Source organism: Aquimarina sp. KJ22-3 (assembly GCF_055808215.1).
Map to the genome: position 1 here is coordinate 4,479,021 of NZ_CM147859.1, position 26,790 is coordinate 4,505,810.

Here is a 26,790-nt window from a genome sequence, read left to right on the forward strand (position 1 = left end):
TTTAATAGCCATTATAAAATCCAAAATTATCTATATTGACAAATCATCATTTTTAATCAAAAATCTGATGCTATTTTTAACTATTAACTCAAAAATAAGTGTTTTCTTACAGGATCTTTAAGATATCTTCTCTAAATCTTTGTTGGTTTTTCCTAAAGAAACGACAAAGCATTGTAGATTTGTATATATTTTAGAATCTTTGAATGCAATTATCAGATAACAATGAGTACCATGCCGGAAGCCATAGAATCCAATCCTCTTATTGATAGATTACCACCGCACTTGAAACAATTTATCAAACCTCAAAATTATGAGGATTACACTCCAATTAATCATGCGGTATGGAGGTATGTTATGCGAAAAAACATTGCTTCATTAAGCAAAGTGGCTCACGATTCTTATCTAAAAGGTCTAGAGAAGACAGGAATTTCTATAGAAGCTATTCCTAGTATGTATGGCATGAATAGGATTCTAAAAGAAATCGGCTGGGCGGCTGTTGCTGTAGATGGTTTTATCCCGCCCAATGCATTTATGGAGTTTCAGGCATACAATATTCTAGTGATAGCCTCGGATATTAGGCAGCTCGAAAATATTGAATATACTCCAGCTCCGGATATTATTCACGAAGCTGCGGGTCACGCTCCTATCATTGCTAATCCGGATTATGCAGAATACCTACGTCGTTTTGGAAAAATTGGTTGCAAAGCTATTTCTTCCAAAAAGGATTATGAAATGTATGAAGCCGTACGGGCCTTATCCATACTCAAAGAAGCACCTGATACGGCCCCAGAAGATATCACAAAGGCAGAACAAAAAGTGGAAACACTTCAAAATCAAAAGGAAGATCCTTCAGAAATGGCTTTGATTCGAAATCTACATTGGTGGACGGTAGAATATGGTTTGATAGGAACTACAGAAAACCCTAAAATCTATGGTGCTGGATTACTTTCGTCGATTGGTGAGAGCGAATGGTGCATGACGGATCAGGTAAAAAAACTGAATTATTCGCCAGATGCTGCTTTTCAAGATTTTGACATTACAAAACCACAACCGCAGTTATTTGTCACTCCAGATTTTGCTTATCTGTGTCAAGTACTAGAAGAATTTGCAGACACCATGGCCTTGCGAAAAGGAGGACACAGAGGGTTAGCTAAACTGATTGAATCGAATAATCTAGGAACCATCGAGCTAAGCACGGGGTTACAAGTTTCGGGAGTGTTTACCCGAATGATAAAAAATGAGGACAACGAAGTTATTTATTTTGAAACCAAAGGGCCAACCGCGTTATCGTTTCGCGAGAAAGAATTGATCGGCCATGGTATAGATGCCCATCCTGATGGTTTTAGATCTCCTTTAGGGAAATTGAAAGGGATCAATCTTGCCATAGAAAATATGTCCCCAAGAGATTTGAAAGCCTACAACTTTTATGATGGGGAGTATATCGAATTTGAGTTTGAAAGTGGGATTACCGTTGCTGGGAACAACATTACCGGGATGCGGAACATACAAGGCGAGTTGATCCTGATACAGTTTAGTGAGTGTACCATCAAATACAAAGGAGAATTTCTCTTTAGACCAGAATGGGGAACTTTTGATCTAGCCGTAGGAAAAGAAATCGTTTCGGCTTTTTCTGGCCCTGCAGACGATTATTCGTTTGATTTGGTGACTCATCAAAATACAACAACCACCCTTAAAAAAGAATTCAGCGCCAAGCAACAGGAACTTCATGATTTGTATCAATCGGTTAGAAACATTCGCGAAGGTAAAAACACCAAATTTTCTCTTGAAGCCGTTTTTGATATTCTTACTCAAAACCATGAAGAAAATTGGTTATTAGCACTAGAAATCTACGAGCTTATCCATGATAGCAATACAGATTTCGCAACTCGGGTTTTTGAATACCTTAAAAGTATTGAAAAACATCAACCGAAGATCAAACACCTTATCAGTAGTGGATTAGATATTATCTCAAATACACAAGCTGTGTAAAAATGCTGCAGTAAGCGGTTCTAAAACTGTATAAAGGGAAAGTCCTTCTGAATACGACTCTTCTTCGTCTCTAATTTTTCAAGAAATTGCAGATGTTGTTCGCTTTCGGGGTAAAAAGGTTTATGCGCCATGCCTCTTTGAATTTCTTCGACCCGCTTCATAGTATCCGCAGTCTTTTCAGAAATCCAAGTATGATAAAATCGTTCCCAGATATAATCAATCGCAAGAGCACTAGGATGCACCATATCTTCTTTATAAAATCGGTAATCTCTCAGCTCGTCCATCACAATCTCATAAGAAGGAAAATAACTCACCTTTGCTGAAACATCTACCATTTGATGAACAGCGGTCAATAAATGGGATTTACTTCTGTTGTTTGCTACAATACCATCTTTTATATGGCGAACAGGAGACACGGTAAACAAAATATCGACATTAGTATTGATACTACGAATAAGATGAATGCAATTTTGCAGGCTTTCTACAATATCATTTACCGACAACAATTCTTTTGAGAACTCTTTTTGAGGAATTTTATGGCAATTAGCCACGATCAAATCCAGCGCTTTTAGGCGATATACCCAAGATGTCCCTAAGGTAATACTGATATGTGTTGCAGAAGAAATTGCCTTTCTTCCTAAACGTATTGCAGTGTTTAAATCAGTAAGCAACTGGCTTTTATTTGGATTGCTCAACGTAGAATGCGCATCAAAACAATGCCAGTTTTCGTTATGAAAAAACAAATCCTCTTCGGTGTATTGATCGTTTTCTGCGATCATCCAAAGCAATGTCTCGATAGCCTTGGGATGAAACAATATACCAAAGGGATTGACTAGATTTTTAAACTTATAGTAATCAAATTTTGCACCGATATTTTCTGCAAAACATGACCCCAACAATAGCACCTCAGATGCATAGGTGATCTTAGGCTCTTGAGACACTAATGGTATTTTGGTCTGTAGGTTCATTTAGACCTTTTTATACTTTTAAAGTTAGAAAATTAGTATTCCAAACTTAATATTACTGTATATATTGTTTTGCATTTTGCAAAGCTTCATCTAATCCACCAGGATTCTTACCTCCTGCGGTAGCAAAAAACGGTTGGCCACCTCCACCTCCTTGAATAAATTTACCTAATTCTCTAACCACCTGGCCAGCGTTTAAACCTTTTTCTTCGACCAAATTTTTGGAAACATAGCAAGAAAGTAAAGCTTTACCATTTTGTTCTGATCCAAATAAGGCAACGATATCTTCTAATTCATTACCCAGTTCAAAAGACAGATCTTTTATTCCTGCAGCATCCAGGTCCACTTTCTTCGCCAGGAAGTTCACTCCATTGATTTGCTCAAATTCTGATTTAAGATCTCCTTTTAAATTTTTAGCCTTTTCTTTAAGCAACACCTCAATCTGTTTTTTGAGATTTGCATTTTCTTCTTGTAAAGAGGTAATTGCCTTTACCGGATCTTTGGCATTCTTAAGCACTGTTTTTACACCTTGATAAGCTTCAGACTGATTTGTAAAATAGTCTTTTGCTGCATCACCGGTAATTGCCTCGATACGTCTTATACCTGCTGCAATAGCGCTTTCTGAAGTTATCTTAAAATGCCAGATATCTTGAGTGTTTTGTACATGAGTACCTCCACACAATTCCATAGATTCTCCAAATCGGATCGCTCTTACCTCGTCTCCGTACTTTTCACCAAACAAAGCTATAGCTCCTTCAGAAATAGCCTGATCGTAGGTAATTCCTCGTTGTTCTTGCAATGGCAGATTTTCTCGAATTCTGGCATTTACAAAATCTTCGATTTCTTTTAACTCATCGCTATTCACTTTTGAGAAATGCGAGAAATCAAAACGCAAGTTACCGCTATGCACCATAGATCCTTTTTGCTCTACATGAGTACCTAAAATTGCTCGCAAAGCTTGATGCAGCAAGTGCGTTGCTGTATGATTCGAAGCTGTTCTTGCACGTTGCTTTGTATCCACAACCGCTGTAAATACACCATCAACATTTTTGGGTAGGCTTTTTGCAAAATGAACAATCAAATTGTTCTCTTTTTTGGTATCAATGATATAGGAAACATCTCCATTGGCAGCTTCAAGATACCCTTTATCGCCTACCTGTCCCCCACCTTCTGGATAGAACGGAGTTCGGTCAAAAACCAACTGATACAAATCTCCATCTTTTTTACTACTCACTTTGCGATAGCGAGTCACTTTTACTTCAGAAGACAACTCGTCATAGCCTACAAAAGTTTCAGAAGTATTATCTAATAAAAGCTCCCAATCACCAGTAGATACCTGCGTTGCCGCACGAGATCTTTCCTTCTGCTTTTGCAATTCTACTTCAAATGCTTTGTAATCCAATTGGTAACCTTGCTCGCTTAAAATCAATGCAGTAAGATCAATCGGAAAACCATAGGTATCATAAAGTTCGAATGCTTTTTCTCCTGAAACCATTTTACCTTTGGTTTCTTTAATCACATTATCCAATAAGCTAAGTCCTTGATCCAAGGTTCTCAAGAAAGATTGCTCTTCTTCTTTGATTACATTAACAATCAGGTTCTTTTGTGTTTTAAGTTCTGGAAAAGCATCACTCATTTGCTGACTTAAAGTCTCTACCAACTTAAACATAAAAGGTTCTTTGGTATTCAAGAAAGTGAACCCATAACGTATTGCTCTTCTTAAAATTCTTCGTATCACATATCCGGCACCAGTATTACTTGGCAACTGACCATCTGCAATAGAAAAGGCAACTGCTCTAACATGGTCTGCTATTACACGAATAGCTACGCTTACCTTACCGTTATCATCAGTTGGCAAACTATCTTTATCATATGTAGAATTGGTAATGGTTTCTATTTCTCTAATCAATGGCGTAAATACATCGGTATCATAATTTGATTTTACACCTTGCAACACCATACATAAGCGCTCAAACCCCATACCTGTATCTACGTGTTGCGCCGGTAATTTTTCTAAAGAACCATCTGCTTTTCTGTTGTATTGCATAAAAACCAGATTCCATATCTCTACCACCTGAGGATGATCTGCATTCACCAAATCACGACCAGGAACTTTCTTTTTTTCTTCTTCGGATCGGATATCTACATGAATTTCGGAACAAGGCCCACACGGTCCTTGGTCTCCCATTTCCCAAAAGTTATCACTTTTATTTCCCATAATGATTCGATCTTCGGGAACGATAGCTTTCCACAGATCATAAGCTTCCTGATCCATATCCAGGTTTTCATCTTTGGCTCCTTCGAATACCGAAACATACAACATGTCCTTGTTGATTCCGTAAACCTCGGTAAGTAGCTCCCATGCCCAATGGATGGCTTCTTTCTTAAAATAATCACCAAAACTCCAATTCCCTAACATCTCGAACATGGTATGGTGATAGGTATCCATTCCTACCTCTTCCAAATCATTGTGCTTACCACTTACACGAAGGCATTTTTGAGTATCTGCAATACGATTATTTTTAGGGACACCATTCCCTAAAAAGAACTCTTTAAACTGATTCATCCCTGCATTGGTAAACATCAAAGTAGGATCATCCTTAATAACCATAGGTGCAGAAGGTACAATACCGTGTTTTTTGGATTTAAAAAACTCTAAAAACTTACTTCTTATTTCTTGGGATTTCATGCGTTCTATAATATTGCTATTCTTTGTCAAATAATATTCTCTAAATTCTAAAAAAATCAACCTTTTATCCAATCACTAACATCGATATTTCGGCTTACCTTTTGTCAGTTTTTTCTGGACTTTACAACATTTTATTATATTTGTTGCGTTGTCTTGTTATGAAACAGGACTTTTTTGGTTGATATCCTGCAAAAATAGCATATTTTAGATTATGTCAAAGGTTAAATATTACTATGATAGCGATACTCTTTCTTACCGCCGAATAGAGCAAAAGAAGGGACGCAAATTTGGTATCGCGGCTTTGAGTGTCATTGGCGCTTTTCTGGCTGGTTTTATTTTACTTCTTGTCTATCTGAATATCCCTCAATTAGAAACTCCAAAAGAAAAGACATACCGACGAGAGTTAGAAAATATGCAGCTTCAATTCGAATTGATGAATAATAGATTAAAACGTAATGAAGATATCCTTGGAGAAATTGCAGAGCGAGATGACAATATTTACCGCTTATACTTTGGTGCTAACCCTATTCCTGAAGAAGTGAGAAGTGCAGGTTTTGGTGGGGTAAATCGATACAAGGATCTTGAAGGTTTCGACAATTCTGAAATCATTGTCGAAAGCAGCAAGCGAATTGACAAACTAACCAAACAAATAGTAGTGCAGTCCAAATCCTTAGACGAAATAGCTGCTTTAGCCGAACAAAAAGAAGAATTACTAGCGACTATACCGGCTATACAACCTATACAAAACTCTGATTTAAAGCGTATGGCTTCAGGATATGGATGGCGTAGTGATCCATTTACCAAAGCCAGAAAGTTTCATTATGGGATGGATTTTTCTGCTGCCACAGGAACTCCAGTATATGCTTCAGGTAATGGTGTGGTAACCAGAGCTGATGCAAATTCATCTGGTTACGGAAGACATATTCGAATTGATCATGGCTTTAACTATGTAAGCCTTTATGCCCATTTGAGCAGATACAATGTAAAAAAGGGACAAAAAGTAAAAAGAGGAGATGTTATTGGATACGTGGGTAGTACCGGACGTTCTGTAGCACCTCACTTACATTATGAGATTTTTAAAGATGGGGAACGTATCAATCCTCGTAATTTCTACTACGGAAGTTTAACTTCTGAGGAGTTCAGTGAAATGCTGAAGGCCTCCAACTTAATCAACGAAACTCTAGACTAATCATCAATGCGTAGGATACTTCTATTTGCCTTTATTTTTGTTTTCGCTAGTACTGTACGGGCTCAAAAATATTCAAAAGAGGCTATTGATTCTATGTTCACTATAGCTCAGAAAACTCAAGAAGAACTAGCCAAACCCAAATTTATAAAGGTCATGGCTGTAGGGGATATCATGATGGGTACCAATTTTCCTAATGATAGTTATTTACCTCCCGAAGGCAAAGGACCTTTTGATGATGTAAACTCAATTTTGACGCAGGCAGACATTCTTTTTGGAAATCTGGAAGGGACTTTAACGGATGAAGGAGAAAATGCAAAAAGATGTTCTGACCCCTCTAAATGTTATTCTTTTAGGTCACCAGAGTCTTTTGGAAAATATCTGGAAGAGACTGGCTTTGATGTCATGAGTATTGCCAATAATCATATTGGTGATTTTGGAGAGATCGGTATTAAAAATACTTCCAAAACGCTCGAAAAACATAAAATAGCATATGCCGGTGTTTTTGCGCAACCCTCTACAATTTTTGAGAAAAACGGAATTACCTATGGATTTTGTGCCTTTGCTCCTAACAAAGATTGCTTAAAAATTCATAACTTAACCAATGCAAAAAAAATTGTTGAGGAACTTAAACAAAAAGCAGATATCGTGATCGTTTCTTTCCATGGAGGTGCCGAAGGGTTTAAACACACCCACGTACCTAGAAAAACAGAACGTTTTTATGGAGAGGATCGCGGAGATGTTTTCCGATTTGCGCACGCTATGATAGACGCTGGTGCAGACATGGTTTTGGGGCATGGCCCTCATGTATCTCGAGCTTTTGAAGTTTATAACAATAAATTTATCGCTTACAGTTTAGGTAATTTTTGCACCTATTCCAGATTCAATTTGGATGGTATCAAAGGGTATGCCCCTATTGCTGAAGTACATATTGATCTGGATGGGAATTTTGTAAAAGGAAAACTGCATTCTGCCAAGCAAATTGATGAAGTTTATCCTTTTATGGACGAAAAGAAAAGAGCTCTAAAGGAAATTCAAAAGCTAACACAAGAAGATTTTCCTGAAAGCAAGCTGCTTTTTAACGAAGACGGAAGTTTTATACAACAAAAAGAGTAAACACATGTACGTAGACCTACCTAAGAAATTATACTATGGTATCGGCGAGGTTGCCGCTGCATTTGATGTGAATACTTCTTTGATTCGCTTTTGGGAAAAAGAATTTGACATTTTGAAGCCCAAGAAAAATGCCAAAGGCAATAGAAAGTTTACTCCTGAAGACATTAAGAATCTTGAACTTATCTATCACCTCGTAAAAGAAAGAGGATTTACCCTAGAAGGAGCAAAAATCCATTTAAAAGAACAAAAACAGGAGACTCTCGACACTTTCGACATCATCAGAAAATTAGAATCCATCAAAGGGCAGTTGTTGAAGATTAAAGAACACCTATAATTCGTAGATTCTTCTCTTTATCTTTATTTAAACATTTCAACTTTCTCATAAAAATAAGGCTTCTAGCATTGAATAGGTTTTTTATACTGTGATGCAGGTAATTATTTGATTAATTCTTCTCAACTCAAAAAACCAACCTTTTGTACAAACATCTCTTTTCCCTATAAAGGCCTAGTGCATATTATTACCGGATGTTTCCTTTTACTAAAATCAGATTCTAAGCCACCCTAAATTGTACAAATTAAGGCAATCCACTTTTTTACACTCTGAAATATTATATAGTTTAGACTTCATCACTAGTGACAAGGTATCGCTGAAAACCTTTATAAAATGTAGGCACAAATAATCTTAATTATGAAAAAATCTAGAAAGATCAAACTGAATCTAGACAAGCAAACTATTTCTAAGTTGGGTCAAAAAGCAATTAAAGGAGGGCAACACTATACGTGTACACCTACATGTACTCAAACGGCTTTACATAGCAGATGCGGAAATCTACAGTGCTATTAATCTTAGAAGCAGAGATTACATAACATTTAGACTTATATAAATACAAAAACAACTAAGTCTTATACTACAATTCAAAACAGCCTTGTCTTCATTGGAGAGAGGCTGTTTTTTATCTCTTACTCTTGTTACGAGTACAAATTGTTACTTCTTCCTGAAATATACCGAAACAGGCACCCCATGAAAATCAAATTCCTTACGCAATTGGTTCTCAATAAATCGCTTGTAAGGATCTCTGATATATTGTGGTAAATTACAAAAGAATGCAAACTGTGGTTGCGGAGTAGGTAATTGCGTGATGTATTTGATCTTGATATATTTTCCTTTGTATGCAGGAGGTGGATTATTTTCTATAATTGGCAACAATACATCATTAAGTTCACTAGTCTTGATTTTCTTAGATCTATTTTTATAAACCTCAACAGCAGTTTCTATGGCCTTATAGATACGTTGCTTGGTCAATGCAGAAATAAAAACAATCGGTACATCAGTAAAAGGCTCTATTTCTTTTCTGATGTACTTTTCGAAATCTTTGAGCGTATTGCTTTCCTTATTTTCGATAAGATCCCATTTGTTCACCAAAATAACCACTCCCTTTCTATTGCGTTCTGCCAGCCAAAAAATATTTTGCACTTGCCCATCAAAACCTCTGGTGGCATCCAAAACCAACAAACATACATCACAATGCTCTATGGCTCTTACCGATCGCATTACTGAGTAAAATTCCAGATCTTCTTTCACTTTTGATTTACGCCTTATCCCTGCCGTATCTACAAGATTAAACTCGAAACCAAAACGATTATATTTGGTATCGATAGCATCTCTTGTGGTCCCCGCTATGTCTGTCACGATATAACGATCTTCACCAATCAGCGCATTGATGAATGATGATTTTCCTGCATTAGGTCTCCCCACTACTGCAAATCTTGGTAGCTCATCTTCTTCATCTTCTTCTTTCTCGGGTAATGCTTCTACCAAGGCATCCAAAAGTTCTCCTGTACCACTTCCATTGATACTTGCAATCGTGTAGTATTCTCCTAATCCTAAACTATAAAACTCTACTGCATCTGCAGCCCTCTTAGCATTATCTACTTTATTTACGGCAAGAAACACAGGTTTGTCTACTTTTCGCAGCAATTTAGCCACATCCTCATCCATTCCGGTAACTCCAGTTTCTACATCAACGATAAAGATAATCGCATCAGCCTCATCGATAGCCAATTCAACTTGCTTATCTATCTCTGCTTCAAAAATATCATCGCTACCTAGCACATATCCTCCTGTATCTATGAGAGAAAACTCAACCCCGTTCCAATCACTCTTACCGTAATGGCGATCTCGTGTCACACCACTTACAGCATCTACAATAGCTTCTCTTCTTTTTATCAAACGATTAAAAAAAGTTGATTTTCCTACATTAGGTCTCCCTACAATTGCTACAATATTACTCATTTCGAGATCTTTCTAAATTTTGTGCAAAATTAGACTTTTTATTTTAGCAGGCCATAGGATTTGTAATAGATTAAAAATGAAGTGAAGTTTGTAAAAAATAAAAAGCCCCACGGCCTGCGTTAAGGCCTATGGAACTTTTCATAATTGATAGTCAGTCAGTGAAATAATTACTTACTTCAAAGATAGCATGTATTGTAGTGAAGTCGGTTACTGTAAAACAACAAAGTTTTTATGGAAGTAATTTAACATAACATTTAACTATTTTAAAAACAATAACTTAACCTAACTTTTTTGAATTTAACAACACAACTATTTACTGATTTCGTAGATCGCAATGGTATTTGAAACTTCATGAGTCGCTATCAAAAGATCTTTTCCTGTGGGACTATCTGATGCCTTCACTACAATTAATCCTTCTGGACTAATGTCATTTGCATCTCTAAGCCACTCGATAAATCTTGGATTATAAGGATTTGACATATCATATACCATTACTCCTCCCGTACGTTCTAACCCAACAAATAATAACGTTCTATTCCCCACTCTAAGGGTTACTACGGCTTCAGGTTCTGCTCCTTTGTCATCAGATCTTGTATCAGCTTCGCTTCCTTCGTTATTATTAAAAGCACTTGGGTCGATATCAAAAACAGTTTTTCCGATCTGATCTCCACTATCAAAAATTAGTGACCCTGAAGTAGACCAAATACTGAAAGATCTTCCACCATAGGCATAAATCTCATCAAAATCCCCATCTCCATCGGTATCACCATTTGCTGTAGTTGTTTTTAATCTTCCTAGATTTTCATCCAACTGTAATACGTCTGCATTAGGAAAAACGGTTGGATCAAGAACAAGGTCTTTTACTCTTTCCTCCTCAGAATAACCATCATAATCTCTGGCATCACCTTCGTTTGCTGTTATTAAAAACCCAGCTCCTCTAATATTCGTATAGGTTATCGCATCTGGATGATAGAAACCATATACTGGCCAATTCTGGAAATTCCCAACAATGTCATCTCTATCACTTGCATCGATCTGATTTTCAGGAAGGGCATAATTTTTAACTCCTAAACCTACAATATCTCTAATCGATTTTGAATTCAGATCAACGATAGCAATTCCGTTATTTTCTTGTAAGGTAACATACGCTGTTCTCGAATCTTTGGATATCGCGATATACTCTGGCTCTACGTCTTGTGCAAATGTAGCTCCTGGTCCAAATACTCTGAAATTATCTCCAGCACTAGCACTGTTAAATGCATTGAAACCTACATTAAAAACTTCGTCTGTAAGCGCGTTAATAATAGTGATAGACCCTTCTGGATCATTAGCATATAAATCATCCGGTTCTCCCTCGTTTGCAGCCACTATAAACTTCCCATTAGGGCTAAAGGTTACCATATCTGGAAGAGGTCCGGCAGGATATGTATTTAGTAATTGCTGAGAATCTGAATCATACGTAGCAACAACCCCATTTGCTTGCTTGTTTGCTGCGTTTTCTAAAGCTACTGCTACCACTCCATTATGAACCGCAACACTATTAGGTATTCCCGAAAGTGCTATGCTGGCTCCTTTTACAGGTGTGGAAGGGTTTGTAATATCCCAAACAGAAAGTTCTGCTTCGTTGGGGTTTACTATAAATAATTTTCCAGTGCGAGCGTCGAATGCTGAGATCTCGGCAAATCCTTCGTCGCCACTACCATTACTAAAGCCTCCTATTTTTGTAAAACTAAGATTTTGAGAGCCGCCCCCACCTTGAAAATCATCAAGGTCACAGGAACTTAAAACTCCCATAGTGATGGCTGCAAAAAGAAATGATTTGTTAAAAAGTTTCATTGTCGATACGTTTTGTGTGATTAAAACCTCAAATGTTAGTATCTAATATTTCTTTAATGTTATCCAAAAGCTAAATAACATCAAGTCATCTTTGATCTAATATTACCTTTTTGTAACAAAAAAAGGCCCGCTTTAATAGCGGGCCCTATCTTTTATGGGTTTAGTTTCCCTAGATATATTAGTCTACGACAAATCGTTTCACCATATTAAATCCATTATCTCCTTTAATACTAATCATATAAATACCTGACGATAATTTTGGAAAATCGGTAAGACTCACCTCCATAGTTGCTTCTCCTGCTGTCATGTTTTTGGTGATTACTGGCCCCATTGCTCTTCCTGATAAGTTATATACAGATACTCTTACGAATTGACTTTGTTCTAAGGAAAGGTTTACCTTAAGATCATCTGTAGGCTTCAATAGAGTAGGGAATACACTGGCTATTCTAGCAGTGTCTCCGCCACCACAGGTCTTAACTATCACAGCTACCTCAGCAGTACCCTCACATGCTGCTAATGTAACGGTAACAAAATAACTTGTAGTTACCGTAGGAGCAACCGTAATAGATCTTGTTGTTTCTCCCGTGGACCAAAGATAAGTTTCACCTGGAGAAGCGGTAAGTGTTACTGCATTTTTTGCAAAACTTGTAGTACCTCCTCCATCGGTACAAATTACCTGATCTTCTCCGGCAGAAACTTCCAATATATTAACCGCCACAAAAATTTCATCGGTAGCGGTACAATTTCCTTTGGTTGCCGTAACCGAATAATTGATATCCGTAGTTGGCGATACCGTGATAGACTGGGTAGTCTCACCCGTCGACCATTCGTAGGTGTCACCTTCACTAGCCGTTAGTGTAATGGTATCTCCCAAACAGATAGACTGATTACCTTCTATAGTTACCTCATAATCTTCTACTATTACTTTTACGTTATCCGTACCCGAACAATCCCCAGTATTCACTGTCACCGAGTACATTGTTGTTACTCCCGGAGCCACTGTAATCGATCGTGTAGTCTCACCATTAGACCATTCATATGTATCACCCTCGGTGGCGGTAAGAGTCACCTCTTCACCAGTACAAATGGTTTGATCATCTCCCGCACTTACTACTGGCGAATCCCCAAAAGTTACAGAAACCTCATCGGTAGCCTCGCAGTCTGCACAGTCTTTTACAGTAACTGTATAGGATCCAGATTCTGTAACTGATATCGTTGGTGTTGTTTCCCCTGTTGACCACAAATAGGTAACTTCGTTATTCCCAGAAGTAATACAATCCCCAATGTTGATGTTAAAATCTCCTCTATTAAAATCACTGTCTGTAGTATTAAACCATCCTGAGGCTCCGTATCTTCCGAACTCCTCTTCGGTAACGTTTGCACCATTCCCTAACTGAAAAGCTGGTCCCATTCTAGAAATATCAAAAGACCAGGAACCATCTGTATTTGATATTGTTCCTGTTACTTCGGTATAATAAATCCATCCATCTGTATTTTCTGTATTACAAAAATGATCTTTTGGGCTTCCTGCAGGAGTACTGGTTGTTCTTCCAGAATAGGTTACATCTACTATCAAAGTCACTTGAGCATCATCATTATCAGCAACAGATCCTTTTAAGGTTGCTGTTCCGTTATCTAACTCCTCCCATTTGAGATCGATATTACTATATCTTTTTACAATGTTGTTCCCATCATCTTTTAGCCATAATACATACTCGAAGTTTTTTCCACATCTAGCAGTATTTTCTATTTCGTATGTTCCTGTACAGTCATTACAGGTAGAAGGATTTGAAACAGAGGCTGAAAGCACAACTTCGTCAACTCCACAAACTGACACATCCTCTCCTGCATCTACTGCAAGCAAACAGTTTGGGGTTTCCGGATCAATACATGGTTCAAAAGGGTGGTGATGTAACTCTCCTTGATTGTGATAATAGTTATTGGCAATCACTTGCCCGTTAATATTTCCTGAAGAGTTTTTTATAACATCTGCCTCTGGAGCAAATAAGGTCCCTACCAAAGTTCCTCCTCCGTTCAAGGTTACCTTTCTCGCGTTGTAAAAATTCCAAAGAATAAAGCGCCCATGCTGATCGCCAATATTGTTCATATTAAACACTGTCCATTCAAAATCTGATGGAGCATCTACATTGATTACCAATGGAGTTGTTGCATTTGGAGCATTTTCGAAAGTCATGTAGGGCAATCCCAAAAGCTCATTTGCTGAAAGATTTAAAACATTTACCTGATTGGCAGCAAGTGTAATTTTGTAGTCCGAAGTCACTGTAACAGTAGCCTGTAACGTGCTCCAAGAAGTTGATTTGGTCTTGAAACTTTCGAAAGCTCCTGCAAAATCTATAAGATTACTTTTTCCAACAGTAACTCCGTTCTGCTTCCTTTGTACCTGAATTCTAGGTTTAGCATCGTAACTCCCAGATGTGATTCGGGTGTTTACCGAAGCGTTATTAAGATCTACATCATGAACTGAAGAACCATTAAGGTTTCCAACCTTTGCATATCCGTGATTCAAATGAATTCCTTCTCCGGATTCGTAGTGAATTACACCTCCTACGATCAAAGAAGAAGGTTCGCTATCTCCATTAAAATAATTTTCACCTCCCGTATGTGCGGCTAAAGTAATAATACCTTTCATTGTTAAATCACCTCCTAGTGCGATAGGCCCCTCTGTATCTCCTCCTTTTACATGAGTTTCATTTCTTACAAAGGCATTAAATCCAAGACTAGCATGTATCGCATTCTGGCAATTCGTATCTGGATCAGGGGTGTTTTTTCCTTTTTTACCAGCATCCAGAGTATTGAATCCAGAAAAAAGAATAAAGATCATCAGTAAGCTACTAAAGCACATATAAGAAAATGCTCTCTTACTATATCCGTTAAGTGTTCTTGTAATTTTTGACATTGGTAGTTGTGTTTATACATTCAAAAATTTGAATCGTTAGTTTATTTTTGGGTTTGTTATTCTGAAAAGAAGTTCGTTAAGACCACAATACAATCATCCCAGACTTTACGCAAGGGTTATTTTTATTGCTACAAAAAGAATATCTGTTTAACTAGCTGACAGGTCCTATTGAAGAAGTGTTCACGTTTCATATTTTGGGGCTTTAGTGTAAATTTGGACAGCTAATTTATGCATTACCGATTGAATGTCAACACTATCACAACCAAAAAACGTTAAAAACACTTTTTTCTACTTTTAAAAGCAAATTAAAGCATTTTTAAGTAGTATTTAACTTACAAATTTTTATTCAATTCTATAAAAACCAACAGATTACAATCACCTATTGTACCCAAAACGCTTTAGTTGATTTTGGTTACTACGCCAATTTTTATTGATTTTTACATACAATTCAATATGAATTTTCTTACCAAAAAACTTTTCCAATTCTTTTCTGGATTCTACCCCAACTCTTTTTAGTGCACTACCTTTATGACCAATAATAATTCCTTTCTGTGAATCTCTTTCTACCATGATTACAGATCGGATTCTGATGATATCATCATCCTCAAAAAACTCTTCTGTTTCTACCTCGACGGCATACGGAATTTCCTTTTTGTAATGTAGAAGAATTTTCTCTCGTATAGTTTCATTCACGAAGAAACGTTCGGGTTTGTCGGTCAACTGATCTTTGGGATAAAAAGGAGGAGATTCTGGTAATAAGGCTACCAATCGATCAAACACCTCTTTTACATTAAAATTTTCTAAGGCCGATATGGGATATATTTCTGCATTAGGAACTTTTTGCGACCAAAATGCAACCTGCTCTTCTAATTTTTCCTGATCAGATCGATCTATTTTATTAATCAGTAATAAGACCGGAATCTTTGCATGGGTTATTTTTTTAAAAAAAGCTTCATCCTTGAGTTCTTTTTCTCCTATTTCAACCATATAGATCAACACATCCGCATCCTCGAAGGCAGATTTCACAAAATCCATCATGGATTCTTGCAATTCGTAAGCTGGTTTGATAATACCAGGCGTATCTGACAAAATAGCCTGAAAATCATCTCCGTTTACTATTCCCAAGATTCTATGTCTTGTCGTCTGTGCTTTAGAAGTTATGATCGATAACTTTTCTCCTACAAAAGCATTCATCAATGTGGATTTACCTACATTAGGATTACCAATAATATTTACAAATCCCGCCTTATGCGCCATGCTAAAATTAATTTTTGACAAAGGTATATGAATATTTATCAATAGTATAATTCTACTCTCACAATGTTAAGCAGTGGCTATTTGTTAACATTTTTATTCTGAAAATCGTTAGCAAGTAATTAGCAATATGTTAATTTTTACTTCATTTTTTTATAATTTTAATATCAGTATGTTTTCAAAAACCCCGTGAAAACTAGTTTTAGAAACAAAATACTGGGATACTTTGAAAAATTGCGCAATACAAAGCTTATCGATTTTTACAAGCAAAAAACTTGTGACGATAGGGACTCTCTTTCTAATTCCGTTACTATTTTATGCACAAGGCGATGATAAATTGATCGAAAAGGCCGACGAACGTTTTGATGCATTTGCTTATATCGATGCCCGAGCTATATATCTAGACGTTGCACAAAAGGGATACGCATCTCAATTGCTATATCAAAAATTGGCCGACTCGTTCTACTTTACAGCAGATCTTGAAGAGTCTCTAGAATGGTATGAAAAATTAATCAGTACTTACCCCGAAAACATTGATCCCGAATATCTTTTTCGATACGCACAAAGTTTAAAAAGCGTAGAACGTTATGCAGAAGCAGATGAAATGATGGATCAATTTTATCAACTCACAGGAGGAGATAAAAGAGCAAAGTCCTTTATCAATAAAAGAAATTATCTGGATTTCATAGAAATGCAATCTGGGAAATATGATCTCTTTACATTAAATATCAATACACGAAACTCTGAATACGCGCCTAGTTTTAATCATAACAATCAAGTTGTTTTTGCCTCCTCCAGAAGTAAGGAAACCAAAGATTCCAAGATCCATGCCTGGACCAAAACACCTTTCCTAGATTTATACTCGGCAACGATACAAGAAGATCAGATCAACTTGCAAAAACCGGTGAAATTAAAAGGTAAAATCAACACAAAATTTCATGAATCTTCTTCTTCATTTAGCAAAGACGGGAAAACTGTTTATTTCTCCAGAAACAACTTCACCAATAATAAATTGGGAAAAAGTAGAAAAGGGGTGGTACTGCTCAAAATATACAGAGCTTCTTTAATTGATGGGAAATGGACAAACATCATTGAGCTTCCATTTTCTAGTGATAACTATTCGGTGTCTCATCCCGCGCTAAGTGCGGATGGTAAAAAGTTATATTTTGCCAGTGACATGCCAGGTACTTTGGGGCAATCAGATCTTTATGTAGTGGATATTTTGGGGAATCAGAAATACGGAAACCCAAAAAATCTTGGGCCCAAAATTAATACCGAAGGACGGGAAACTTTTCCTTATATCAGTGACAGTGGAAGACTGTATTTTGCCAGCGATGGTCATGTAGGCCTGGGAGGGTTAGACATTTTTGTAGCAGTACCCTCAGAATCTGGTTTTTCTGGGGCTTTTAATGTGGGAAGACCAGTAAACAGTTCTAAAGACGATTTTACTTTTGTACTCAATGAAGAAACAAAAATCGGATATTTTGCAAGCAATCGAAGAGGAGGAAAAGGTAATGATGATATTTATAGTTTTAAACAAACCGAAGAGCTTATTACCACTTGCAAGCAATACATACAAGGTATTGTGAGTAATACTGCAACCAACGAAAGTATGCCTGGGGTTACCCTTGCTTTGCTTGACGCAACGGGAAATACAATTACTGAAACTACCACAAATAGTGTGGGGCAATACACCTTTGATATCGAATGCGAAAAACAATATACCGTGCATGTAGCCAAGGACTTTTTCATTCCTAAAGATATTCCTGTCACTTCCGACGATACTTACGAGTTTTTACATGATGTTCCTGTTCCACTTACTCCAGAACAGCAACCTGAATTACTGCTCACGTCGGTAGCCGTAAATGTTGGGGATGATCTGGGAAAAATACTACAGTTAGAATCTATTTACTTTGGATTAGACGATGCCACCATAACCCCACAGGCCGAAGTAGAACTTCAAAAAGTAATTTCTGCGTTGCAGAAGTATCCAGAGTTAAAAATTGAAGTTCGCTCTCACACAGATAGTAGGTCAAGTTACTGGTACAACAAAAAACTAAGTGTAAAACGCATGCGTGCTACCACAAAATACATCATAACTAATGGTTTAATCAATTGGAGAAGAGTGAGAGGAAAAGCCTATGGAGAGCGAAGACTCATCAACGACTGCACAGACGATGTACCTTGTACCGAAGAAGAACATCAGGAAAACAGAAGAAGTGAGTTTATAGTCATCAAATAAACACTATCACTTCTTTAATTTTTCAAAATACATTCTTGCCGACTTATTCACTCTAGGAGCCAAAATTAAGCCGGATAATACAGTAGGAATCGCCATAAGTGCAAAAGCACTGTCTATTAAGTTAATTGCAAAATCAATCTTAACTACTGCAGCAATTACTATAGAACCTAGGTAAATATAGTTATAGAATTTCCCGTATTTAGGCTTTGTCAAAAACCCTAAACAGTTAGTCCCGTAATAGGAATATGAGAACAAGGTCGAAAGTGCAAAAACGAGTACCATAATTACAACTACACCATCTCCTATTCCGTAGGGTAGCACCTTATTAAAAGCAGACAAAGTTAAGGATATCCCATTCTTATCACTATGCTGCCAAACCCCTGTAGAGAGTATCGCCAATGCAGTCAAGGTACAAACCAATAACGTATCAATTGCAGGTCCAATCATAGCCACCAAACCTTCTCGAATAGGTTCATTGGTTTTTGCGGTACCATGCATCATTGGAGCGGTTCCTATCCCTGCCTCGTTAGAAAAAGCTCCTCTTTTTATTCCTGTCTTTATCAGATACCCTAAAGCTCCTCCGGCAGCTGCTCTTCCCGAAAATGCATCTGTAAGAATCATCATAAACATATCAGGCACTACGTCAAATTGTATCACCAAAATAGTGATGACGGTAACAAAATATAACCCTACCATAAGTGGTACTAATCTACTGGCTACAACCCCTATACGCTGTATACCCCCTAGAATGACTACAGATGCCAGTCCCGCCAATGCAAATCCAATATGCCATTTGTATTCTTCTTCCCAATCCCATACATCAATTAATGTTTGTGTAAGCTGATTTGCTGTAAACGCAGGTAAGGTACCAATAAGACCTGCTAATGCGAACAAAATAGCTAAAGGTTTCCAGTTTGCTCCCAATCCTTCGGTAATTACATACATGGGTCCGCTAAGTACGTTCCCCTTTTCATCTTTGGATCGATACATTACCGCTAGAGAACATGTATAAAATTTGGTAGCCATCCCTATCAAAGCGCTGATCCACATCCAGAAAACAGCCCCTGGACCACCCGTTGCAATGGCAACTGCAACTCCACTTATATTTCCCATCCCCACAGTTGCAGCTATGGCAGAAGACAACGCCTGAAAGTGACTCAGCTGTCCTGGTGTGTTTTGATCATCATATCGTCCTCGAAGAATATCGATGGCATGCTTAAAATAAAGGAAAGGCGTAAACCTTGAATAGATCAGGAAAAATATTCCCCCACCAATGAGTAATATTAATAAAGGCCAATCCCAAACCCAAGAACTGAACTTTGCCACCAGGCCTTCAAGAATTTTAAACATATCTATAGAATTCCTATAAATGTAGTGACAAAAAATGAAAACGAACTATTGCAAACAATCTAAAACTCACATTTAGTACTACTTCTAATCATTTTGCAGCACGTATAAATCGCGGCTTATCGATACCCCGATCATACATAATGATACTTCCTGCAACAGCAACGTTAATACTTAATTCTGATCTAAACTTTACTAGAAACTGAGATTTTTCGATAGCTTTTTTTGATAGGCCATGATCTTCAGCACCTAATAAATACACACATCTTTTAGGATGATTAAAGGTTTCTAAAGGTACTGCTTCTTCTGTTAATTCTACGCCCACCAACATCGCTCCTTTGGGTAGATGTTTGTAAAAATCTTCGAAGGTGTCATAATGAAAATAAGGCATAGCTTTTACAGCATTGTGGGTATCACTGGCTTGCTTAGCATATCTATTCCCTATGGTAAAAATAAAACTAGCTCCCATGTTTTGAGCAGATCTCCATAGTACACCCAAATTTTCTGGAGTTTTCCCATTCTGAATCCCTATTCCGAAAAACTCATTTTCAAAATTATCTATCATGAGGTAAAATTATAAAAGATCAAGGGATTCTCACACAATACCGTTCTAAACAATATTAGTAAAACAATTTATTGTTCGAAAAATGAGCATACTACCAATGGATTTAGATATTGATCTTTATCGTTTTCCCTTCTTTATTGTATTCTTTTTTCAAGCCTTCCAAAAGATAATTGAGTTGAAGTTCTTTCTTACCTGAGGCAATGGTTTTGAGGCATGCGTATTGCACTACATTTACAATATTAGCTCCTGTAATGGCATATTTACGGGATATTTCTTCTAGAGAAATGGTGCTCTCCAAGCCGATCTCTTCTGGCAGTATTCTTTGCCAGAGTTGGAGTCTTTCCTCTGGTCCAGGCACTTGAAATTCGATCATGGTCTGAAACCTTCGGGTAAAGGCCGAATCAATATTGGTTTTGAAATTGGATGCTAAAATCACTAAGCCTGGATGTGCTTCAATGCGTTGTAGAAGATAGGAGACTTCCTGATTGGCATATTTATCATGAGCATCTCTTACATTAGTTCTTTTTCCGAAGATAGAATCAGCTTCATCAAAGAAAAGAATCCAATCTTTATTTGCGGCTTTATCAAATAATGAAGATAGATTTTTTTCGGTTTCACCGATATATTTTGAAATCACCATAGATAAATCTATACGATAAACATCTCTCTTGGTGTATTTTCCCAGCAGACTAGCTGTAAGTGTTTTTCCGGTACCGGGTGATCCGTAAAACAAGACACGATACCCCGGTTTTATTTTATTACCCATCTTCCAATCATTCATCAACACATCATTGTGCTTCAGCCATATTTCAATTTCCTGAATCTGTTGCATTGTTTTTTCCTGAAGCACAAGATCATCCCATACCAAATCGGTATTGATCAATCTGGCAGGAAATTTTTGACTCAACTTTGGTCGTTGTATTCTCCCTGTGGTTAGAAATGATGAAAATTCTTCGTCTATCAGTAATTTACCACTCATTTTTGGCTCTCCTTTGGGAACATCATCAACATATAGAATCTGTTCTCTAAACAATCCAGAACCTGTATTCAGATAATCGATTAGTGTTGCTCTTTCCTCTAAATGATTCCCAGCCAATATATATAACGCAGTTTCGCCAGTTGGGATGATACCACGATGAAATTTTCCTTTTACCCCACCAAAGTCAACAAACTCGTTCCCGTTAGGAAAATAAGAAGAGATAATTGTATTTAGCAAAGAAGGTGTAAAATGAGGAGTAAGTGCTAGTAACAGCAATACCGTATCAACTTCAGACAACTGATTATCTTTGATAAATCTTGACAATGGAGATTGATTTCCTGTCAACTGAAATTGAGGTGCTGGCATTACCTCTTTTTTGAGCTCAATATGTAAGCGATACCGTATATATTGTTCTAAATACAGAAATAGTGATTGTACTTCTGACGTATAGCGAGTATCAGGCATTACTATATTTGACATAGGCATTCTTTAATTTGATATCGTATTTATTCTTTTTGTACCCGGGCCCATTGTACCCTTCGGCAAATTTGGCCCAGTTTTTCTCTTTTACCCAATCGATCAATTTTTTTCCTTTGAAATTGGTTTTTGAAATGAACTTCCCAAATGCCTTCAGGTGCTCTCGCTCATGTTCGTACATCTCCGAAACAAAATGATCTATAGATGCATACCCCAGATGTTTATAATGAAAACCCATGATCTGAAACGATCCCCAGGAAGCTGATGCATACGCTGCTTCATGAAAAGCAGCTTTATCTGATATTCCAGCTGCCTTTTCCAGACGATCGTACTCCCCCGCTCCTCCTTTGTAGTGCGTTTTTGTCCATTTTTTATAGAGCACATTTTTGGTTCTTTCAGAAACATATTGAGCAGGATTAACTCCTCTTTTTCTAACTCTCTCCAAAAAATATGACCTTCAAACAAAATTCTTGGTCGACCGTGCAATAAAAAACCTTTACCACTGCTTTCTATTTCGTTCACCGCTTTTACCATGGCCAGTTCCAGACCAAAATCCTTGGCAAAATCTTTAATATCTTTTTCCGACAAAAACTTATCATTAAAAGCCACCAGGTTCTTTTCAGCTTCAATGAGTTTGGACCATGTTTTTAAACCTACGATCCCATCAACAACCAAATTGTTTTTTAGCTGAAAAGCTTTTACAGCTTGGTCTGTATCCTTTCCAAAAAAATTAGAAACAAACACAGTATATCCTAATTTAGTTAGGATCTGTTCCAAATGGTGTACATCTTCTCCTTGAGATCTATAACGTATGGTTCTCATCTATCTAATAATTTGAAATCCTAACCTAAAAATACTTGATCTATTTCTAATTGTATTGGATCTATTTCACAAAAACTACCTTCTATGGTCAACGTTACCGTAACCCTGATACGTACATCTCGTACTCGATAACGGTGTGCTATTTCCTTTCCTTCAAAAGAACTGCCATCTCCAAAGTCCCAAATAAATTTGAAATCTGTATCATTTGCATCGCTTATGTTTTCCGCAACAAATGTAAATGTTATCGGGAACGCATTGGGTTGTGAACCATCAATGATTGGCCCTTCGGTAATGATCACATCTCCTTCTCCTCCTAGTGGTGGTCTATTGAGACGACTAAATTTAGCTTGATACACCGGTTTGTTCAAAACAGTGAGTGTAGCCGATACTGGCTGATCATTAACAGTAAACTCTATAGGCTCGTTATATCTTCTAAATGTTCCTGCTACCAATATCAATTGATTAGTTCCCACTCGTAATCCATTCGCTCTTCTCACTACCGCTACTTTTCCATCGGTAGGTGTAACCACAAATGGGACTGGTAGTTCATTGACTGTTTCTCCACTAGAATCCAAACAAACTCTAGGTCCAACGGTCAAGGAAACCTCTTCTACAGGAGGGTCAAAATTGATCTGCACCTCTTGGGATGCTGGTCCACAAGCTGGATCTTCGATGGTTAGTGTTACAATGACAGATCTGTTTTCTAATGCAGAAAGATCCTCATATTCATATTCTTGAGTTAGGGTCGAACCTTTAAAAACTGGACTTCCATCCCCAAAATCCCAGTTTAAGACAAACGGTTCTGGGATATAATCTCCAGTTACATTAAAGGTAACTATCGCTTTAGAATTATCCTCATTGTATTGTATATCCTCTGGTCTTACGGTAATGGTAAACTCTGGTGCTCGTCCTACTAATAACGTTGTTCCAGAATCAAATCCATCTACTGCTAGTCTTATCACTTGCCCATAGGCGTCGAACTCTTTGGGGTTTACAGTGATCACTCGATCTTGAATTAGCAATCCATTGATAGGTGCAATACCCAAAGTGGTCACCTGACCTGTTGCAGGTTGAAGTTGGGTAATATTGATTCGCTCGATACAACCAATAGTATTGTCTAATATATTTTTCAGATTACCTAAAAACTGCCCTAATTGGGTAAAGTTGGTGAACGAAGAATAATCCGCACTATCAATATCCGAGAAGTCAGGATTACTTAAAATCGGTGGTCTACCGAGTAAAATTGGTAGTGTAGAAACAAGATTCCCAAATCCATTTCCATTAGCATAAAAACCATCACTTAATGCATAGTAGAAAATATGGGTGAGCCCGTCTACTATGCTTATTCTACTTCTCAGTTCATCCAGATTTCTAGACTGTAATCCATCCGTGATAATGATTACAATATCCAAAGGAACTGAAATTGGATTGGGCGAAGAAATCTGGCCTGTTAAATACCCAAGAGCACTAGACCAATAATCTGCAGAATTCAGATTAGAGCCATCTGTTTTATAATTTGTAATCCAATTGGTAAATTGACCTTTGGTTTGTGCGGTTATTGCTGTTTCTGCGATAATTCGTGTTGGCAACAAATTATCTTCAACATTCATATTACAAAGTGTAATAAGGTTACCTGAGCCTTCCTGATCATCTACAAAGACTGTCAATCCATTTTTAATTTCAGTAATCTCATTACCACTTATCGATCCCGATTCATCAATCAGTAATGCAATATGCACAGGAATATCACAATCCGCAGGATTTACACAAAGTTCATTGCGATCTAATTCCAGCTCAATCACTATTGGATCTTCAAAAGTAATAGGGTCAATGATTATCGTATTTTCACAAAACTCTGTATTTACTTTTAAGCTAGGTGTAATTGTATTGGGTGCCGTTTCCGGAAGATTATCATATTGTCGAACAACATTCCCCGACGCATCTGGCGAAACTTCGGCAATGGTACCCTCTCCAAAATCCCATTCATAACGAACAATTTCGTCGATATGAGGCCCGGATACATTATAAGTAACCGTAACTTCTGTTTTGAAAGGGTTATCATATACGACCGTTGTAGTAACGACCGGTTCTGGTTTTCTATGAATGGTAATTACCGCATCGGTATCTTGATTATTTACTTCAAATCGAATGGGTACACCAATAAGCTCGGGGCTTACCAATTTAGGATCAAAGAAGGATTCTCCTCTTTCATCCCTTATAATCCCAGCATTCAGACCTCTAGGCACTTGTGCGGTAACAAAACCATCTCTGGGAGTTACTTTGAAAGGGATAGGTTCTGTATCATTACCAAAGCATAAGGTTTCCATAGCCAATTCTAACATTAATACACTCTCATCACAACATAGATAGGGAACCATAAAATCGGCTATTACCGGCTGGAAAACGGCTTCTAATTCAGTTTCTCCTTCTCCTCCATCTCCAATTGCTGGAGTATCTTCTAAAAACACCAACACCAATGTACCTCTTGGTGTTACTCCTGCTTTATGTTCTAAACCCTGACGTCTATTGATATAATAGGAAGTATAATTTTCTTCCAACACTTCAAAACTTGAAACTCCCAAGGCTACAATATTAAAGCTAACTGCTTTTTTACGTTTTATATCTTTAAGCTTTTCTATAACTTCTTTGTAGTGTTTTCCTTGATGGCCTTCAATTCTGAAAAAGTTTTTATCTAAGCAGATATCCAGAGGAATTTTATTGTCGATTAAATTTGTATGGTAACTAATATTTGCTCCCTCCCTGCCTTTTGAAGATTTATCAAAATCCCAAAGTTTTAATAATGTTTTATCTACTTTATTATAGAACGGTATGGCTTTTTTACCTAAGTGTCCTTTGGTTATCGAGGGAGTTACTTTGATCAGTTTATAATCCGTAGTGAAGTTTTCAAGCTGCTGTACCGCACGTAAGACCAAACCGAATAGCCGTTGTTCGATTTTATGAGTATCGAAACAAACACTTATTTCTTCATTACTCACTTCTTCAGAACAATCACCACAGCGGTTCCCTGCTCCAGAAGTATGGATAGCCGATTTATAAAACCCATGCCTGCATTCGTAGCATGCCTCCCCGTCTTTAAAAATCTCTCCCAGCATCAAATGCTTAGGAAAATCATTCTGATTGGCGACACATTGACTATGAGAAAGTTCTAACAATAATCTTTTGATTTCATTATAAGTCTCCACCACATCTTTTAATACATCATAACGATATTGAAGATCGTTGGGCACTACTTCTGCTGGGAATTCGAACAACTCCGCTACTTTAGCTTCGAACTTGGATTGAAGACTTGGTGCTTTCAACACTTGAAAAATAGTAGCAAAACCTGTTTTTAAATCCTGAATCAATTGGGTATTCTCAAAAGGTGATAATAACAAATTGATTAGCGTAAGAGCAGTTTGAAAATCTTCAATCACTGGAATTACCTTGGGAACCATTACCTCTGGTAACTGATAGTAGAGATTTTTATAATTGGGTCTGCTTATGGTGGCATCCAGACCATTGATATATTGTGCATTGGCCTTGGTGGTCATCAAAATCTTGTAGTTGGCAACCACATCAATCCCTTCTCCATCACAACTTAGACTGCTACAGCGATTAAGATTTCTCTCGAAATGCTCTAGATAGATCAATACCACCATATCTCTAAAATCTGCTCCATCATTAACTGCTAGCTGAGATATTGGAAAGGTTTCGCTATCCTCTTTTACCGGGAGTAGTTCGAATAAATCCAGTTGTACATCATCTTCATAAAAAAATGGTGTATAATTGGCTTTACTATTATCATATTTCCGATAATGCGTATATGTGATCCTAGGAAAATCAATGATTTTATTTGCTCCACTATCCTTATACAAATGCAGTAAGTCCCCATCTGTAGTAATCCCAAGTCCCTGAGTAATGGTAACTGCGTTGGAAGCCCCCGTGATATCGAAACCACAGACGACTCCTACTCCGCTGAGATTAATTCTGGATAACCGGATCTGATCGTCAAAATGATCAACAATTTGATTCAGATGACTCTCTGTCAAAAATTGACTTTTAGAGAATCTTCTGAAGCCTGGTGATATTTCTGCTAGCTTGGTGATCATGATT

The 26,790-nt window shown here is 37.3% G+C and carries 16 protein-coding genes and 1 pseudogene; 6 read left to right on the forward strand and 11 right to left on the reverse strand.

Annotation, left to right across the window (positions count from 1 at the left end; translation table 11 throughout):
• Positions 1-231: 231 nt before the first annotated feature.
• Positions 232-1,989: an aromatic amino acid hydroxylase gene (locus AC0L3Q_RS20620; protein WP_473286988.1), complete on the forward strand. Its 1,758-nt coding sequence runs from the start codon at positions 232-234 to the stop codon at positions 1,987-1,989.
• Between the two features lie 20 nt (positions 1,990-2,009).
• Here the strand turns inward: AC0L3Q_RS20620 and AC0L3Q_RS20625 are convergent, their stop codons facing one another.
• Both AC0L3Q_RS20625 and alaS read right to left on the reverse strand, forming a co-directional pair.
• Positions 2,010-2,957 (reverse strand): GSCFA domain-containing protein, encoded by a 948-nt coding sequence (locus AC0L3Q_RS20625; RefSeq protein WP_473282489.1) that lies wholly within the window; start codon positions 2,955-2,957, stop codon positions 2,010-2,012.
• A 52-nt stretch (positions 2,958-3,009) separates the two neighbouring features.
• Positions 3,010-5,643 (reverse strand): alanine--tRNA ligase, encoded by a 2,634-nt coding sequence (gene alaS, locus AC0L3Q_RS20630; protein ID WP_473282490.1) that lies wholly within the window; start codon positions 5,641-5,643, stop codon positions 3,010-3,012.
• A 211-nt stretch (positions 5,644-5,854) separates the two neighbouring features.
• Here alaS and AC0L3Q_RS20635 point away from each other — a divergent pair, with 211 nt between their 5' ends.
• The 4 genes from AC0L3Q_RS20635 to AC0L3Q_RS20650 all read left to right on the forward strand — a co-directional run bounded on the left by AC0L3Q_RS20635 (position 5,855) and on the right by AC0L3Q_RS20650 (position 8,789).
• Positions 5,855-6,832 carry a M23 family metallopeptidase gene (locus AC0L3Q_RS20635; protein ID WP_473282492.1) on the forward strand — a complete coding sequence of 326 codons (978 nt, stop codon included), beginning with the start codon at positions 5,855-5,857 and terminating at the stop codon, positions 6,830-6,832.
• A gap of 6 nt (positions 6,833-6,838) precedes the next feature.
• Positions 6,839-7,945, forward strand: a complete 1,107-nt coding sequence (locus AC0L3Q_RS20640; protein ID WP_473282494.1) for a CapA family protein — start codon at positions 6,839-6,841, stop codon at positions 7,943-7,945.
• A gap of 4 nt (positions 7,946-7,949) precedes the next feature.
• On the forward strand, positions 7,950-8,279 hold the full coding sequence (locus AC0L3Q_RS20645) for a MerR family transcriptional regulator (RefSeq protein ID WP_473282496.1): 330 nt from the start codon (positions 7,950-7,952) through the stop codon (positions 8,277-8,279).
• A gap of 354 nt (positions 8,280-8,633) precedes the next feature.
• Entirely contained in the window at positions 8,634-8,789 is a 156-nt protein-coding gene (locus AC0L3Q_RS20650; protein WP_473282498.1) for a hypothetical protein, read from the forward strand.
• Between the two features lie 141 nt (positions 8,790-8,930).
• On the opposite strand, the gene der is transcribed toward AC0L3Q_RS20650, so the two are convergent.
• The 4 genes from der to era form a co-directional block, all read right to left on the reverse strand.
• Positions 8,931-10,238 (reverse strand): ribosome biogenesis GTPase Der, encoded by a 1,308-nt coding sequence (gene der / locus AC0L3Q_RS20655; protein ID WP_473282500.1) that lies wholly within the window; start codon positions 10,236-10,238, stop codon positions 8,931-8,933.
• A 309-nt stretch (positions 10,239-10,547) separates the two neighbouring features.
• The gene (locus tag AC0L3Q_RS20660; protein ID WP_473282502.1) at positions 10,548-12,074 is read right to left on the reverse strand and encodes a choice-of-anchor I family protein; all 1,527 of its coding nucleotides are present in this window, start codon (positions 12,072-12,074) and stop codon (positions 10,548-10,550) included.
• 178 nt (positions 12,075-12,252) lie between these two features.
• Positions 12,253-14,991, reverse strand: coding sequence for a collagen-binding domain-containing protein (locus AC0L3Q_RS20665; protein ID WP_473282504.1), 2,739 nt, complete (start codon positions 14,989-14,991; stop codon positions 12,253-12,255).
• A gap of 375 nt (positions 14,992-15,366) precedes the next feature.
• The gene (gene era / locus AC0L3Q_RS20670; RefSeq protein WP_473282506.1) at positions 15,367-16,248 is read right to left on the reverse strand and encodes a GTPase Era; all 882 of its coding nucleotides are present in this window, start codon (positions 16,246-16,248) and stop codon (positions 15,367-15,369) included.
• Positions 16,249-16,522: 274 nt separating this feature from the next.
• Between era and AC0L3Q_RS20675 the strand changes: the two genes are divergently transcribed.
• Positions 16,523-18,487, forward strand: a complete 1,965-nt coding sequence (locus AC0L3Q_RS20675; protein ID WP_473282508.1) for an OmpA family protein — start codon at positions 16,523-16,525, stop codon at positions 18,485-18,487.
• Positions 18,488-18,493: 6 nt separating this feature from the next.
• On the opposite strand, the gene AC0L3Q_RS20680 is transcribed toward AC0L3Q_RS20675, so the two are convergent.
• From AC0L3Q_RS20680 to AC0L3Q_RS20700, 5 genes and pseudogenes are all read right to left on the reverse strand, one after another.
• Positions 18,494-19,837: an alanine/glycine:cation symporter family protein gene (locus tag AC0L3Q_RS20680; protein WP_473282510.1), complete on the reverse strand. Its 1,344-nt coding sequence runs from the start codon at positions 19,835-19,837 to the stop codon at positions 18,494-18,496.
• Positions 19,838-19,925: 88 nt separating this feature from the next.
• Complete coding sequence (locus AC0L3Q_RS20685) at positions 19,926-20,399, reverse strand: RNA methyltransferase (RefSeq protein WP_473282512.1); 474 nt, start codon at positions 20,397-20,399, stop codon at positions 19,926-19,928.
• Between the two features lie 103 nt (positions 20,400-20,502).
• Positions 20,503-21,858 (reverse strand): ATP-binding protein, encoded by a 1,356-nt coding sequence (locus AC0L3Q_RS20690; RefSeq protein ID WP_473282514.1) that lies wholly within the window; start codon positions 21,856-21,858, stop codon positions 20,503-20,505.
• Positions 21,836-22,677, reverse strand: a pseudogene (locus tag AC0L3Q_RS20695) (N-acetylmuramidase domain-containing protein). The gene AC0L3Q_RS20690 and the pseudogene AC0L3Q_RS20695 overlap by 23 nt, the downstream one beginning before the upstream one ends.
• Before the next feature lie 20 nt (positions 22,678-22,697).
• Positions 22,698-26,786 (reverse strand): hypothetical protein, encoded by a 4,089-nt coding sequence (locus AC0L3Q_RS20700; RefSeq protein WP_473282516.1) that lies wholly within the window; start codon positions 26,784-26,786, stop codon positions 22,698-22,700.
• Between the last annotated feature and the right edge of the window lie 4 nt (positions 26,787-26,790).